The sequence below is a fragment of the Streptomyces sp. NBC_01267 genome, from assembly GCF_036241575.1.
Lineage (GTDB): Bacteria > Actinomycetota > Actinomycetes > Streptomycetales > Streptomycetaceae > Streptomyces.
The window spans coordinates 2,555,648-2,570,902 of the sequence record NZ_CP108455.1 but is presented as its reverse complement, the minus strand read 5'-3'; the positions used below and the strand labels follow the sequence as shown (position 1 = coordinate 2,570,902).

The following is a 15,255-nucleotide window of genomic DNA, read 5'->3' as shown; positions in this document are numbered from 1 at the left end:
TGGAATCGATTACACAGGTGATTGAAATCGATTACACGGGTGCGGGTCAAGAAGCCTCCAGCACTCCGTGACCCGATCGTGACGGTGCCGTCCCGGTTTGTGCCCGGGTGCCCCGGGGCGCGCAGACGCTCCCCGGGACGGCCTGTCGGACCCGGGCGGTAGCGTCTTCCCATGTCCAACATGGCAGTGCTGGAAGGGGTCCTGGAGCGGATCACCTACGCCAACGAGGAGAACGGCTACACGGTCGCCCGCGTCGACACCGGCCGCGGCTCCGACCTGCTGACCGTCGTCGGCTCGCTGCTCGGCGCGCAGCCGGGGGAATCGCTGCGCATGGAGGGGCACTGGGGCTCGCACTCCCAGTACGGCAAGCAGTTCACCGTGGAGAACTACACGACGATCCTCCCCGCGACCATCCAGGGCATCCGGCGCTATCTGGGCTCCGGCCTCATCAAGGGCATCGGCCCGGTGATGGCCGACCGGATCACCACGCACTTCGGCCTGGACACCCTCGACATCATCGAGCAGGAGCCCAAGCGCCTCGTCGAGGTCCCCGGCCTCGGGCCCAAGCGCACGAAGATGATCGGCGCCGCCTGGGAGGAGCAGAAGGCGATCAAGGAAGTGATGATCTTCCTCCAGGGGGTCGGTGTCTCCACCTCCATCGCCGTGCGCATCTACAAGAAGTACGGCGACGCCTCGATCTCCGTCGTGCGGAACGAGCCGTACCGGCTGGCCGCCGACGTCTGGGGCATCGGCTTCCTCACCGCCGACCGCATCGCCCAGGCCGTCGGGATCCCGCACGACTCGCCGGAGCGGGTGAAAGCCGGCCTCCAGTACGCGCTGTCCCAGTCCACCGACCAGGGCCACTGCTTCCTCCCCGAGGAGCAGCTCATCTCCGACGCGGTCAAGCTCCTCCAGGTCGACACCGGCCTGGTCATCGACTGCCTCGCCGAACTGGCCGTGGAGGAGGGCGTCGTACGGGAGCGGGTGCCGGGCCCCGAAGGCGGTGAGGAATGGATCAGCGCGGTGTATCTGGTCCCCTTCCACCGCGCCGAGATCTCCCTCGCCTCCCAGGTCGTCCGGCTGCTGCGCACCGAGGAGGACCGGATGCCCGCCTTCCGGGACGTCGACTGGACGCAGGCCCTGACCTGGCTCGCGGGGCGTACGGGCGCGGAGCTGGCCCCCGAGCAGCAGGCGGCGGTCCGGCTCGCGCTCACCGAGAAGGTCGCCGTCCTCACCGGCGGCCCCGGCTGCGGCAAGTCCTTCACGGTCCGCTCGGTCGTCGAACTGGCCCGCGCCAAGAAGGCCAAGGTCCTGCTGGCCGCCCCCACCGGGCGCGCCGCCAAGCGGCTCTCCGAGCTGACCGGCGCCGAGGCGTCCACCGTGCACCGCCTCCTGGAGCTGAAACCGGGCGGCGACGCGGCGTACGACCGGGAGCGCCCGCTCGACGCGGACCTGGTCGTGGTGGACGAGGCGTCGATGCTGGACCTGCTCCTCGCCAACAAACTGGTCAAGGCCGTCGCCCCCGGCGCCCATCTGCTCCTGGTCGGCGATGTGGACCAGCTGCCCTCGGTCGGCGCGGGGGAGGTGCTGCGCGATCTGCTCTCCGCCACCAGCCCCGCGCCGAACGTCCGGCTGACCCGGATCTTCCGCCAGGCCCAGCAGTCCGGCGTCGTCACCAACGCCCACCGGATCAACTCCGGTACGCACCCGATCACCCAGGGCCTGCCGGACTTCTTCCTCTTCGTCGAGGACGAGACGGAGGAGGCGGGCAGACTCACCGTCGACGTGGCGGCCCGTCGCATCCCGCGGAAGTTCGGCCTCGACCCGCGCCGGGACGTCCAGGTGCTGGCCCCCATGCACCGCGGCCCGGCCGGCGCGGGCACCCTCAACGGACTGCTCCAGCAGGCGATCACCCCGGCCAGGCCCGGCCTGCCGGAGAAGCGGTCCGGCGGCCGGGTCTTCCGGGTCGGCGACAAGGTCACCCAGATCCGCAACAACTACGACAAGGGTGCCAACGGCGTCTTCAACGGCACGGTGGGCGTGGTCACTTCGCTCGACCCGGAGGACCAGAAGCTGACGGTGCGCACCGACGAGGACGAAGAGGTGCCGTACGACTTCGACGAGCTGGACGAGCTGGCGCACGCGTACGCCGTGACGATCCACCGTTCGCAGGGCAGCGAGTATCCGGCGGTGGTCATTCCGGTCACCACGGGCGCCTGGATGATGCTCCAGCGAAATCTGCTCTACACGGCAGTGACCCGGGCGAAGAAGCTGGTCGTCCTGGTCGGCTCCCGCAAGGCGATCGGCCAGGCGGTGCGCACGGTCTCCGCGGGCAGGCGGTTTACCGCGCTTGACCACAGACTGGCAGGGGGAAGGCCCGAGGCGCAGCCGTGGCAAACGTCACCCCGGGTTTCCGGTGTCGGAGGGCAGAGGGCAGGATAGATAAGTTGGCGGCACTCAGTGCCGCTAAATAGCCCAATGGGCGACCCCGAGTGCACTCTGCTGAGCCAAGTGGGGGATGGTAGAGACAGTCAGGGCACCTCGAAGAAGAGGCACTAGGTCGGTGAGGGATGACGTGAGCGACAACTCTGTAGTACTGCGGTACGGCGATGGCGAGTACACCTACCCGGTGATCGACAGCACCGTCGGCGACAAGGGCTTCGACATCGGGAAGCTCAGGGCCCAGACCGGTCTGGTGACACTGGACAGCGGATACGGCAACACCGCCGCGTACAAATCCGGGATCACCTACCTCGACGGCGAGCAGGGCATTCTGCGCTACCGCGGATACCCGATCGAGCAGCTCGCCGAGCAGTCGACCTTCCTTGAGACGGCGTATCTGCTGATCAACGGCGAGCTTCCCAAGGTCGACGAGCTGGCGACCTTCAAGAACGAGATCACGCAGCACACCCTGCTGCACGAGGACGTCAAGCGGTTCTTCGACGGCTTCCCGCGCGACGCGCACCCGATGGCGATGCTGTCCTCCGTGGTCAGCGCGCTGTCGACGTTCTACCAGGACAGCCACAACCCCTTCGACGAGGAGCAGCGTCACCTCTCGACGATCCGCCTGCTCGCGAAGCTGCCGACCATCGCGGCGTACGCGTACAAGAAGTCGATCGGCCACCCGTTCGTCTACCCGCGCAACGACCTCGGGTACGTGGAGAACTTCCTGCGGATGACCTTCTCGGTCCCCTCGCAGGAGTACGTGCCCGACCCGGTCGTGGTCGCGGCGCTGGACAAGCTGTTCATCCTGCACGCGGACCACGAGCAGAACTGCTCGACGTCCACCGTGCGTCTGGTCGGCTCCTCGCAGGCGAACATGTTCGCCTCGATCTCCGCCGGTATCAGCGCGCTGTGGGGCCCGCTGCACGGTGGCGCCAACCAGTCGGTGCTGGAGATGCTCGAAGGCATCAAGCAGTCCGGCGGCGACGTCGACAGCTTCATCCGCAAGGTGAAGAACAAGGAAGACGGCGTGAAGCTCATGGGCTTCGGGCACCGCGTCTACAAGAACTTCGACCCGCGGGCGAAGATCATCAAGGCGGCGGCGCACGACGTCCTCTCGGCTCTCGGCAAGGACGACGAGCTGCTGGACATCGCGCTGAAGCTCGAAGAGCACGCGCTGGCCGACGACTACTTCGTCGAGCGGAAGCTCTACCCGAACGTGGACTTCTACACGGGTCTGATCTACCGGGCCATGGGCTTCCCGACCGAGATGTTCACCGTGCTCTTCGCGATCGGCCGGCTGCCCGGCTGGATCGCCCAGTGGCACGAGATGATCAAGGAGCCGGGAAGCCGTATCGGCCGCCCGCGCCAGATCTACACCGGTGAGGTCCTGCGCGACTTCACGCCGGTCGAGGGCCGCTGACACAGTCAGCCCCGCCGACGCACCCGGCCGACGCCTCGCGCGGACGCCGGGTGCTTCTGCGGCCTCCCCCGTTGATGACGGTGGAGGCCGTAACCGAAAAGCGCCCCGCCGCCGATCCCCCCACGGGTCGACGTACGGGGCGCTTTCCGTTTCCCCGGGCGGATTCCCCCCACGGGATCCGGTCCGGGCGTCTGGTGAGCGCGTGACCGCTGGCGCGGTCTGCCGGGGTACGTACTCGACGGGAGGGCCGCTCAAGCTCCCCGTGGCACGTGCCCCGGCCAACGCTTGCCTGGAACGTCCCCCAAGACATTCCGTTGGACGTCCCCCAAGACATCCGTGGCATCGTTCACTTAGACACTCGACCCACCGGAATGGTTACCCCACAAAGCGTGTGATCTAAGTCTCGTTGTGAACGTCATGTGAAGGTACGCAATCCCGGGCTGTTTGTCACTACGAACAGCGAAGAGTTGGCCATGACAAAACCCACGTCCACGGGGCTGAACAGGCCCGCTGTCGCGTGCCGGGTGGTCGCCGTGTGACGGCCGGGTGTCCGGCGGGTTGCCCCTGAAGGGCGAGGCGGGGGGCGGTGGCCGCCAGGGGATCTCCACGTACGGGCACGGAGTGTGCCCGACTCCGGGCCGCCTGTTCCGCGCGGTCGGCCCGTTCCCTCCGGTCGGCCTGTTCTCTCCGGTCGGGCCGCTCCCTCCGGTCGGGCCGCTCCCTCCGGTCGGGCCGTTCCGCGGGCGGTGCGGTCAGTGCGGTCGCTGCTCGACGATCACGGCCAGGCCGTCCAGGATGCGCTGCAGGCCGAACTCCCACGCCTGGTCCTGCCCCCCGGACCGGGCCTCCGAGGCGAGCGCCGCGGTGAGTGCGGGGAAGCGCTCGCCGTGTGTCCGCATCAGCTCGCCGAGGACGGCGCCCAGCTGGGCCCCGGGGTTGTCCGCGGGGCCCGCCGCGACGGCCTGCTGGGTGATGCTGCGGACGTGCCCGGTGAGCAGGACGGCCGTGTCCATCCGCTCGGCGCCGCTCAGCCCCGTACCGTCCAGCGCGGAGATGGCGCGCTCCATCCAGGACAGCTCCCCGGGCCCCATGATCCGCGGCCCGCTGGTGACGTCCAGCGCCCACGGGTGCTGGTGGAAGACGGTGTACAGCCGACGGGCCCAGTCCTCCAGCTGTTCCCGCCAGCCCTCCTGCGGCCCCTCTGCTGCCGGGTAGGGGCCGATCGCCGCGTCCACCATCAGGGCGACCAGCTCGGCCTTGCCGGGCACGTACCGGTACAGCGCCATCTTGGTGACGGACAGCTGCGCGGCGACCCGCTGCATGGACACATCGGCCAGCCCCGCGGTGTCGGCGATCTCGACCGCGGCCCGCGCGATCCGGTCCAGATCGAGGGTCGGCCTCGGGCCCCGGGCCGGCTTGGGGTGCGGCCCCCACAGCAGCCGTGCCGTCTCTGCGTACGTGTCGGCCATGCCGGTCGCGCCCTCCTGGCTGGGTCTTGTCGCACGAGTGGCTGGCTCTTGTCGTGCGAGGCGAACTGTGTCTATGGTACACAGTAAATAACAGTATCCAATGGACGCAGTTTCGATGTCGTCCGGTGCTGCTCAGTGCTGCCCGGTCGCGCTCGGGCCGGGCCCCGCCATGGAGGAACCATGAACAACGCGAACACCACGAGAAACACGAACGCCGCCAGAAACACGAACAGGACGGTCCTCATCTCCGGCGCGAGCATCGCCGGTCCCGCGCTGGCCTACTGGCTGGGGCGTCACGGCTTCGAGCCCACCGTCGTCGAGCTGGCTCCGGCGCTGCGCGAGGGGGGCCAGGCCGTCGACTTCCGCGGTGAGACCCACCTGACCGTGCTGGAACGGATGGGCCTGCTTCCCGAACTGCGCCGGATCCAGACCGGCGGCAGTCCGATGCACTTCGTCGGCGAGGACGGCCGGACGCTGCTGCGGCTGCCCGCCGAGTTCGCCGGGGGCGCCGTGGAGGTGCTCCGCGGCGACCTGGCCCGGGTGCTGTACGAACGCAGCCTCCCGCACACCGAGTACGTCTTCGGCGACTCGATCACCCGCCTCACCGAGACCCCCACCGGTGTGCGGGCCGACTTCCGGCACGGGGCGTCACGCGAGTTCGGTCTGGTGATCGGCGCGGACGGGCTGCACTCCCACGTCCGCCAGCTGGCCTTCGGCCCCGAACGGGACTTCGTGAGTCATCTCGGCTACTACGCCGCCGCCTGGACGCTTCCCAACTACCTCGGTCCGGGAAAGGGGCCGGCCGGCTACAACGTGCCGGGACGGCTCGCCTCCGTGGGTGTCGATCACCGGAACCCGGAGCGGGCCAGGGCCTTCTTCGTCTTCGCCGCGGACGAGCTGGCGTACGACCGCCACGACCCCGAGCAGCAGAAGCAGCTGATCGCCCAGGCCTTCTCCGGCCTCGGCTGGGAGGTGCCCCGGCTGCTCGCCTCGCTGCGGGAGGCCCCTGACCTGTACTTCGACTCGATCAGCCGGGCGGACGTGGCGACCTGGTCCACCGGGCGGGTCGCTCTCGTCGGCGACGCCGCGTGCGGAGCCACCATCGGCGGCATGGGCACCGGTACGGGCGTGGTCGCCGCCTATGTGCTCGCCGGGGAACTCGCGCGCGCCGACGGTGACCACCGGGCGGCCTTCACCCGGTACGAGAACCGGCTCCGGCGGTACGCCGAGGGCTGCCAGAAGAGCGGCGACCGCACCGGGAAGTTCCTCGCGCCCGGCACCGCGCGCGGCATAAGGTTCCGCAACGGCCTGCTGTCCCGGCCCCTGTTCCTGAACCAGATGCTCAAAATGGGCGAGAAGATCAGCAGCATCGCGGACCTGCCCGACTACTCCGGCAGACCCGCCGAGTCCGGCCTGGCCGACCAGTGAGGGGTGTAACCCCGCGCGGTCCCGGCGGCCGGAAACGACGGCGAGCCCCTGAAGCCCTTCCGGGCTCCGGGGCTCCGCCGGCCGGTCTGCCGGGCCCGGCCCGACCGGACCCGACTCGCTCAGGCCCGCTCACTCAGACCTGGCTCACTCAGACCTGGCCCACGAACTCGTATCCGGCCTCGTCGATCGCGGTGCGTACGGCCTGTTCGTCCAGCGGGGCCCGGGAGCCCACGGTCACCCGGCCGGTGGCGGCGACGGCCGTCACCGAGGTGACACCGGGAAGCTCCGCGATCTCCAGCGAGATGGCGCCCTCGCAGTGGCCGCAGGTCATCCCGGCCACCTGGTAGACGGTGGTCACCGCGCCCACCTCCACCTCGGCCGCGCCGCCGCCGCAGCTTCCGCCGCCGCAGCAGCCGGAGGCGGTGTCGGTGTCGGTGGTCTGGGTTGCCTGGGGGGTCTCGGCGGTCATGCTGCTCTCCTCTGCGCGGATGTGCGTTCCATGGTGCGCCAGGGGGTCGCGGGAATGCCGGTGATCCCTGGCGTCTGCCACGTTATACCCCTAGGGGGTACTTTCGCGAGCGGGTGCTCCGACGGGTGCTCCGACGGGTGCTCCGACGGGCACTCCGGTGGACGCGGCCCCGCTCCTAGGATCTGCCCCTGTTGCTGGGCCGTCGTGACACCCAGAGCCGGATGGTGTCCGCGAACCAGTACGGCTTGCCGTTCTCCACGCGGTCCGGCGGCGGCAGCAGCCCGTTCTTGCGGTACGAGCGGACGGTGTCCGGCTGCACCCGGATGTGTGCGGCGATCTCCTTGTAGGACCAGAGCCTTCGGTCGGTCATCTTCGACGCCTCCCAGCGCCGTCCGCGACGCCGGCCTGGCGGCCGTCGGGGGAGTCGCGGAGTCGGCGCATTGGTGATCAATTCAGCCTCTCCCCGGACAACGGCGGCCGAAGAGGGTGGAGGAGAGGCTGTTGATCTCCCGTGACGGAAGGTCCGCGTAACGGCGACATGCGTGACGAGGGGGTAACTGTTGTGACGTAAGCGGCACATGGGGATGAAGAGCGCCGATGCGCGAACGGCGCCGGCAGCCGGCGGGCCCCGCCGGGACCGGCCGGCTGCCGTCAGGTCACCTCACGCCCCGCAGGACCGGAGGAAGGCGCGGGTGCGGCGGGCGATGGGCAGGGGGCGGTCGGGCGGGCACGGGTACATGTCCTGCTCCACGATCGCGAACAGACCGGCCGGGCCGGTGTCCAGGCGTCGCGCGGCGTCCAGCACCGGTCCCAGCGCGGGCACACCGTTCGGCGGTTCGCACATCACCCCACGGGCCACCGCGGGCCCGAACGGCAGTTGCTCCGCCCGCACTTCGGCCAGGACCGCCGGGTCGACCTGCTTGAGGTGCAGATAGCCGATCCGCTCCCCGTACGTCTCGATGAGCCGCACGCTGTCCCCGCCGCAGTACGCGTAGTGGCCGGTGTCCAGGCAGAGCGCGACCAGGTCCGGGTCGGTCGCGTCGAGGAAGCGGGCGACGTTCTCCTCGGTGTCGATGTGGGTGTCCGCGTGCGGATGGACGACGATCCGCAGCCCGAACCGCTCCCGCACCTCCCGGCCCAGCCGCTCGGTCTGGGTGGTGAGTTCCCGCCACTGCCCGGCGTCGAGGGTGTCGGCCTCCTTGACCTCGCCCGTCTTGTCGTCGCGCCAGAACGACGGGATGACGACGAGGTGCTGCGCCCCCGCCGCCTGCGCCAGGGCGGCGACCTCGGCGACATGGGCCCAGGTCGCGTCCCAGACGCCGGGGCCGTGGTGCAGCCCGGTGAAGACGGTCCCGGCCGACACGCGCAGCCCGCGCCGGGACAGCTCGTCGCCCAGGAGGGCCGGGTCCGTGGGCAGATAGCCGTACGGGCCCAGCTCGATCCACTCGTATCCGGACGCGGCGACCTCGTCGAGGAAGCGGGTCCAGGGGACCTGGAGCGGGTCCTCGGGGAACCAGACCCCCCAGGAGTCGGGCGCGGAACCGATCCGGATGTGCGTCATACGGGTAAGGCTTCCGCCGTCCCCGGAAAGCTGTCAAGCGTTCGTCCGAATGTAAGGACAATGCGTTGACAGGGGTCCGAGGGGAGAGTTAGACCTGTGGGCCTGTGGCCCGGGGTACCAGTGGGGCCATGGCCCAGGGGCCCGCTTGCCGACCGAGAGGACGTGCACGGTGTACGACCTGATCACGATGGGCCGGATCGGAGTGGATCTCTACCCGCTCCAGGCCGGAGTACCTCTGGCGCAGGTCGACACGTTCGGGAAGTTCCTCGGCGGCTCGGCGACGAACGTCGCGGTCGCGGCGGCCCGGCTGGGGCGGCGGACCGCCGTCGTCACCCGGACGGGCGCCGACCCGTTCGGTGAGTACCTGCACCAGGAACTGCGGGGGTTCGGGGTCGACGACCGGTGGGTGACGCCCGTCGCAGGCCTGCCGACGCCGGTCACCTTCTGCGAGGTGTTCCCGCCTGACCACTTCCCGCTGTACTTCTACCGGCAGCCGAAGGCACCCGATCTGGAGATGTACGAGGCGGAGCTGGACCTCGAAGCGATCCGGGCGGCGCGGGTGTTCTGGGTGACCGGGACCGGGCTGTGCGCGGAGCCGAGCCGGTCGGCGACGCTGGCCGCGCTGGCGGCGCGGTCCGTCGAGCGGCCCGTCGCACCGCGTTCCGCCCCGGGGTCCGCACCGGGCCCCGCACCGGGCTCCGCCGCTCACGTACCGGAGGGGCCCGACACGCCCCGTTTCACCGTCTTCGACCTCGACTGGCGTCCCATGTTCTGGGCAGCCCCGGAAGAGGCCCGCCCCCACTACGCGCAGGCCCTGCGCCACGCCACCGTCGCCGTCGGCAACCTCGACGAGGTGGAGATCGCCACCGGCGAGCGCGACCCGCACGCCGCCGCCGACGCCCTGCTCGGCCACGGCCTCGAACTCGCCGTCGTCAAACAGGGCCCCAAGGGAGTCGTCGCCGTCCACCGCGACGGCCGCACCGCCGAAGTGCCGCCCGTGCCCGTCGAGGTCGTCAACGGCCTCGGCGCGGGCGACGCGTTCGGCGGCGCCCTCTGCCACGGCCTCCTCGCGGGCTGGGAACTGGACCGCACCATGCGCTACGCCAACGCGGCGGGCGCCATCGTCGCCTCACGGCTCGCCTGCTCCTCCGCGATGCCGTACGCCTCCGAGGTCGACGAGGCCCTCCGGGCGGCCCGGCCGTGACCGGGCCGATCCCCCTCGGCGAACTGGTGGCCCTGCGGACCCGCCACCCCGAAGCCATCGCCGAGGCCGCCGCCCGCCGCGTCCGCCGTCCGCTCATCGGCGACAGCGGACGTCTGATGATCGTGGCCGCCGACCACCCGGCCCGCGGCGCGCTCGCCGTCGGCGACCGGTCCCTCGCCATGGCCAACCGGCTGGACCTGCTGGAACGCCTCTGCCTCGCCCTCTCCCGGCCGGGCGTCGACGGGGTGCTCGCCACCGCCGACATCCTGGAGGACCTGCTGCTCCTCGGTGCGCTGGAGGGCAAGGTCGTGATGGGCTCCATGAACCGCGGCGGGCTCGCGGGCGCGGCCTTCGAACTCGACGACCGCTTCACCGGCCACCGGGCCCAGGACCTGGCCCGCCTCGGCTTCGACGCGGGCAAGCTCCTGCTCCGTATCGACTACGAGGACCCCGGCTCGCCCGCCACCCTGCACTCCACCGCCCGCGCCATCGACGAGATGGCGGCCCTCCGACTGCCGGTCTTCGTCGAGCCGTTCATCTGCCACCGGGTGGACGGGCAGCTCCGCAACGACCTCACCGCCGACGCGGTCACCCGTTCCCTCGCCATCGCCTCCGGGCTGGCCGGCACCTCCGCGTACACCTGGCTGAAGGTGCCCGTCACCGCCGACCCCGACGACATGGCCCGGGTGATGGAGACCTCCACACTGCCCGCCGTCCTGCTCGGCGGCGCACCGGGCGCTGCCCAGGAGGACATGTACGAGCGGTGGCGCCTGGCCCTCCGACTGCCCACCGTCCAGGGCCTGGTGGCCGGGCGGACACTGCTCTACCCGCTGGACGGGGACGTGGCGGGCGCCGTGGACACCGCCGTGGGACTGCTCCGACCGCCCGGGAGGCACTGATGGTGATGACGGACGACGATCTGGTGGTACGGGCGGGGAGCGCGGCCCGTGGCCCGTACGCCCTGGACATCGGCCCCGAGCAGGCCGGATGGGACCGCTCCGCGCTGCGGATCCTGGAACTCGCGCCGGGAAGCACACATCTTCTCTCCACAGAAGAAAGCGAATGGATCCTGCTGCCCCTCGCCGGGGCATGTACGGTCCAGGTGGACGGCGAGATCATGGAACTGCGCGGCAGAGCAGGGGTGTTCAGCGGAGTCAGTGATTTCGCCTACGTACCGCGCGACGCCCACGCCCAGATCTCCTCCGGCGCGGGAGGCCGCTTCGCCCTGGCAGGAGCGAAGTGCGAGCGACGTCTCCCCGCCCGCTACGGCTCCGCGCCGGAGGTTCCCGTCGAGCTGCGCGGCAGCGGCAGCTGCTCGCGCCAGGTCAACAACTTCGCCGCCGCCGACACCTTCGCGTGCGACCGGCTGATCGCCGTCGAGGTGCTGACGCCCGGCGGCAACTGGTCCTCCTTCCCGCCCCACAAGCACGACGAGTACCGGCCGGGCGAGGAGTCCGTGCTGGAGGAGATCTACTACTTCGAGATCGCGGGCGACGGCCCCGGCTACCACCGGGTCTCCCCGTCCAGGCCCGGCGGCACCGACCTGCTGGCCGAAGTCCGCAGCGGGGACACGGTGTTGATCCCCGACGGCTGGCACGGCCCGTCGATGGCCACCCCCGGGCACGACATGTACTACCTCAATGTGATGGCGGGGCCGGGCGCGGAGCGTGAGTGGCTGATCAGCGACCACCCGGACCACGCCGGTATCCGTACGGCCTGGGAGTCGCAGCCCGTCGACCCCAGGCTTCCCCTGTACGGGCCGGGCGCGGACCCCGGCCCCCGGCTTCCCCTGTACGAACCGGAGGCGGACCCCCGATGAGCACCACCCTTCCCGCCACCCGGCGGCTCACCACCGCCCAGGCCCTGATCGCGTTCCTGGCCCGCCAGTACACCGAACGCGACGGACACCGCCACCGGCTGATCTCCGCCACCTGGGGCATCTTCGGCCACGGCAACGTCGCCGGAATCGGCCAGGCGCTCGTCGAGTCGGGCCCGGACACGATGCCGTACCACCAGGGCCGCAACGAACAGGCCATGGTGCACGCGGCCGTCGGATACGCCCGGCAGTCCGGACGGCTCTCCGCGCACGCCGTCACCACCTCCATCGGCCCCGGCGCCACCAACCTGGTCACCGGCGCCGCGCTCGCCACCGTCAACCACCTGCCGGTACTGCTGCTGCCCGGCGACACCTTCGCGACCCGCCCCGCCGACCCGGTGCTCCAGCAGCTCGAAGTCCCGTACGCGGGCGATGTGTCGGTCAACGACTGTCTGCGTCCCGTCTCGAAGTACTTCGACCGGATCACCCGCCCCGAGGCGCTGATCCCGGCCGTGCTCGCCGCGATGCGGGTCCTCGCCGACCCCGCGCAGACCGGTGCGGTGACGCTGGCGCTGCCCCAGGACGTCCAGGCCGAGGCGTACGACTGGCCCGAGGAGTTCTTCGCCGAGCGGGTCTGGCGGGTGCCGGTGCCCCGGCCCGACGAGCGGGAACTGGCCGACGCGGTCGCCGCGATCCGGGCCGCCCGCCGCCCGCTGATCGTCGCGGGCGGCGGCGTCCGCCACAGCCGCGCCGAGGACGCCCTGCGCGCGCTCGCCGACGCGACCGGCATCCCGGTGGCGTCCACCCAGGCGGGCAAGGGCTCGCTGCCGTACGACCACCCGGCGGACGTCGGCGGCATCGGCCACACCGGGACCGCCACCGCCGACGTGCTCGCCCGCGCCGCCGACCTGGTGATCGGCGTCGGCACCCGCTACTCCGACTTCACCACCGCGTCGTCCACCCTGTTCCAGGCCCCGGACGTGCGCTTCGTCAACGTCAACATCACCGGCTTCGACGCCCACAAGCTCGCCGGGCTCCCGCTGGTCGCGGACGCCCGCGCCACCCTTGAGCTGCTGACCGACGCACTGCGGGCCCACCGGGTACCCGCCGCGTACGAGGGCGCCTACCACGCGGCGAAGGCCGACTGGGAGGGTCGGGTCACCGCCGCGTACGCCGTCCGCCACGACGACCGGCCGCCCACCCAGGCGCAGTTGCTCGGGGTGCTCGACTCCCTGGTGACGGGCGAGGACATCGTCATCAACGCGGCCGGCTCGCTCCCCGGCGACCTGCACCAGCTGTGGCGCACCCGCTCCCGCGACCAGTACCACGTCGAGTACGGCTACTCCTGCATGGGTTACGAGATCCCGGCCGCGATCGGCGTCCAGCTGGCGGCCCCCGGGCGCCCCGTCTGGGCCCTGGTCGGCGACGGCACGTATCTGATGAACCCCACCGAAATCGTCACCGCCGTTCAGGAGGGCCTGCCCGTCAACATCGTGATCCTCCAGAACCACGGCTACGCCTCCATCGGCGGTCTCTCCGAGTCGGTGGGCGCCGAGCGTTTCGGTACGGCCTACCGCTTCCGGGCCCCGGACGGTACGTACACGGGCGCGCCGCTGCCCGTCGATCTCGCCGCCAACGCGGCCAGCCTCGGCCTGACCGTGCTGCGCGCGAAAACGGTGCGTGACCTGCGGGAAGCTCTGGCCGCGGCGCGTGCGTCGGACCGTCCCACATGTGTCTACGTGGAGACCGAAACCGCAGACACAGTGTCGGGGCCCCCTCCGGCACAGGCGTGGTGGGATGTTCCGGTAGCTGAGACCGCGACCCGCCCGTCGGCGGTCGAGGCCCGGGAGGAGTACGACCGGCAGGTCGCAGCCCGACGCCGCCATCTTTAAGGAGCATGTACATGAAGACCGTCAACCACTGGATCGGTGGCAAGGCCGTCGAGGGCACGTCGGGCAACTGGGGCCCGGTCACCGACCCGGCGACCGGCGCCGTCACCACCCAGGTCGCGCTGGCCTCCGTCGAGGAGGTGAACGCGGCGGTCGCCTCGGCGAAGGCCGCGTACGAGACGTGGGGCACCGCCTCCCTCTCGGCCCGCACCGCGATTCTCTTCCGCTACCGCGCGCTGCTCGACGCGCACCGCGACGAGATCGCCGCGCTGATCACCGCCGAGCACGGCAAGGTGCACTCCGACGCGCTCGGCGAGGTCGCCCGCGGTCTGGAGATCGTCGAGCTGGCCTGCGGTATCACCACCCAGCTCAAGGGCGAGCTGTCCACCCAGGTCTCCACCCGGGTCGACGTCTCGTCGATCCGCCAGTCGATCGGTGTCGTCGCGGGCATCACGCCCTTCAACTTCCCGGCCATGGTGCCGATGTGGATGTTCCCGCTGGCCATCGCCTGCGGCAACACCTTCGTACTGAAGCCCAGCGAGAAGGACCCGTCCGCCGCGAACCGGCTGGCCGAACTGGCCACCGAGGCCGGTCTGCCGGACGGTGTGCTCAACGTCCTGCACGGTGACAAGCTCGCCGTGGACACCCTGCTGAGCCACCCGGACGTCGACGTGGTGTCGTTCGTCGGCTCCACGCCGATCGCCCGCCACATCCACACCACGGCCACCGCCCACGGCAAGCGCGTCCAGGCGCTCGGCGGCGCGAAGAACCACATGCTGGTGCTGCCCGACGCCGACCTGGACGCCGCGGCCGACGCCGCCGTGTCCGCCGCGTACGGCTCGGCCGGTGAGCGCTGCATGGCGATCTCCGCCGTCGTCGCCGTCGCGTCCATCGCCGACGAACTGGTGGCGAAGATCCGGGAGCGCGCCGAGAAGATCAAGATCGGCCCCGGCAACGACCCCACGTCCGAGATGGGCCCGCTGATCACCAAGGTCCACCGGGACAAGGTCGCCTCGTACGTCACGGGCGCGGCGGCCCAGGGCGCCGACGTCGTGCTCGACGGCACCGGCTTCACGGTCGAGGGCCACGAGGACGGCCACTGGATCGGCCTCTCGCTCCTCGACAACGTCTCGACCGACTCCGACGCGTACAAGGACGAGATCTTCGGCCCGGTGCTGTGCGTGCTGCGCGTCGGGACGTACGAGGAGGGCGTCGCCCTCATGAACGCCTCGCCGTTCGGCAACGGCACCGCGATCTTCACCCGCGACGGCGGCGCGGCCCGCCGCTTCCAGCTGGAGATCGAGGCGGGCATGGTCGGCGTCAACGTCCCGATCCCGGTCCCCGTCGGCTACCACTCCTTCGGCGGCTGGAAGGACTCGCTCTTCGGCGACCACCACATCTACGGCAACGACGGCGTGCACTTCTACACCCGCGGCAAGGTCGTCACCACCCGCTGGCCGGACCCGGCCGACGCCCCGGCCGGTGTGGACCTGGGCTTCCCGAGCAACCACTGAGGATCGCGCGCTCCGGGTCGCCCGCCCCGGCCCGGAGCGC

Annotated in this window: 12 protein-coding genes; 8 read left to right on the top strand and 4 right to left on the bottom strand. The window is 71.0% G+C overall.

The genetic code is table 11. From position 1 onward, the window contains the following. The first annotated feature begins 171 nt into the window (after positions 1 to 171). Positions 172 to 2,442, top strand: a complete 2,271-nt coding sequence (gene recD2 / locus OG709_RS11720; protein ID WP_250298511.1) for an SF1B family DNA helicase RecD2 — start codon at positions 172 to 174, stop codon at positions 2,440 to 2,442. A gap of 133 nt (positions 2,443 to 2,575) precedes the next feature. Continuing rightward, on the top strand, positions 2,576 to 3,865 hold the full coding sequence (locus OG709_RS11715; protein ID WP_250298510.1) for a citrate synthase: 1,290 nt from the start codon (positions 2,576 to 2,578) through the stop codon (positions 3,863 to 3,865). A 752-nt stretch (positions 3,866 to 4,617) separates the two neighbouring features. Here the strand turns inward: OG709_RS11715 and OG709_RS11710 are convergent. Next, positions 4,618 to 5,334 carry a TetR/AcrR family transcriptional regulator gene (locus OG709_RS11710; protein ID WP_250298509.1) on the bottom strand — a complete coding sequence of 239 codons (717 nt, stop codon included), beginning with the start codon at positions 5,332 to 5,334 and terminating at the stop codon, positions 4,618 to 4,620. Between the two features lie 180 nt (positions 5,335 to 5,514). Here OG709_RS11710 and OG709_RS11705 point away from each other — a divergent pair, with 180 nt between their 5' ends. Beyond that, positions 5,515 to 6,762 (top strand): FAD-dependent monooxygenase, encoded by a 1,248-nt coding sequence (locus OG709_RS11705; protein WP_326694869.1) that lies wholly within the window; start codon positions 5,515 to 5,517, stop codon positions 6,760 to 6,762. Between the two features lie 148 nt (positions 6,763 to 6,910). Here the strand turns inward: OG709_RS11705 and OG709_RS11700 are convergent, their stop codons facing one another. The 3 genes from OG709_RS11700 to OG709_RS11690 form a co-directional block, all read right to left on the bottom strand. After that, positions 6,911 to 7,231, bottom strand: a complete 321-nt coding sequence (locus OG709_RS11700; RefSeq protein ID WP_250298507.1) for a heavy-metal-associated domain-containing protein — start codon at positions 7,229 to 7,231, stop codon at positions 6,911 to 6,913. 175 nt (positions 7,232 to 7,406) lie between these two features. Beyond that, a complete protein-coding gene (locus OG709_RS11695) occupies positions 7,407 to 7,601 on the bottom strand; it encodes a helix-turn-helix transcriptional regulator (protein ID WP_250298506.1) in 195 nt (64 codons plus the stop codon). Between the two features lie 291 nt (positions 7,602 to 7,892). Then, a complete protein-coding gene (locus OG709_RS11690; protein ID WP_250298505.1) occupies positions 7,893 to 8,792 on the bottom strand; it encodes a sugar phosphate isomerase/epimerase family protein in 900 nt (299 codons plus the stop codon). A gap of 187 nt (positions 8,793 to 8,979) precedes the next feature. Between OG709_RS11690 and OG709_RS11685 the strand changes: the two genes are divergently transcribed. The 5 genes from OG709_RS11685 to OG709_RS11665 are packed head-to-tail and all read left to right on the top strand — an operon-like array spanning position 8,980 to position 15,215. Then, positions 8,980 to 9,996 (top strand): 5-dehydro-2-deoxygluconokinase, encoded by a 1,017-nt coding sequence (locus OG709_RS11685; protein WP_250298556.1) that lies wholly within the window; start codon positions 8,980 to 8,982, stop codon positions 9,994 to 9,996. Then, positions 9,993 to 10,895, top strand: coding sequence for a Cgl0159 family (beta/alpha)8-fold protein (locus tag OG709_RS11680; RefSeq protein ID WP_329165943.1), 903 nt, complete (start codon positions 9,993 to 9,995; stop codon positions 10,893 to 10,895). The genes OG709_RS11685 and OG709_RS11680 overlap by 4 nt, the downstream gene beginning before the upstream one ends. Then, positions 10,895 to 11,815: a 5-deoxy-glucuronate isomerase gene (gene iolB, locus OG709_RS11675; RefSeq protein ID WP_329165942.1), complete on the top strand. Its 921-nt coding sequence runs from the start codon at positions 10,895 to 10,897 to the stop codon at positions 11,813 to 11,815. Before OG709_RS11680 ends, iolB begins: the two co-directional genes overlap by 1 nt. Next, positions 11,812 to 13,704, top strand: a complete 1,893-nt coding sequence (gene iolD / locus OG709_RS11670) for a 3D-(3,5/4)-trihydroxycyclohexane-1,2-dione acylhydrolase (decyclizing) (protein ID WP_329165940.1) — start codon at positions 11,812 to 11,814, stop codon at positions 13,702 to 13,704. The genes iolB and iolD overlap by 4 nt, the downstream gene beginning before the upstream one ends. Before the next feature lie 11 nt (positions 13,705 to 13,715). Next, positions 13,716 to 15,215, top strand: coding sequence for a CoA-acylating methylmalonate-semialdehyde dehydrogenase (locus tag OG709_RS11665; RefSeq protein WP_326694873.1), 1,500 nt, complete (start codon positions 13,716 to 13,718; stop codon positions 15,213 to 15,215). Positions 15,216 to 15,255: the final 40 nt, after the last annotated feature.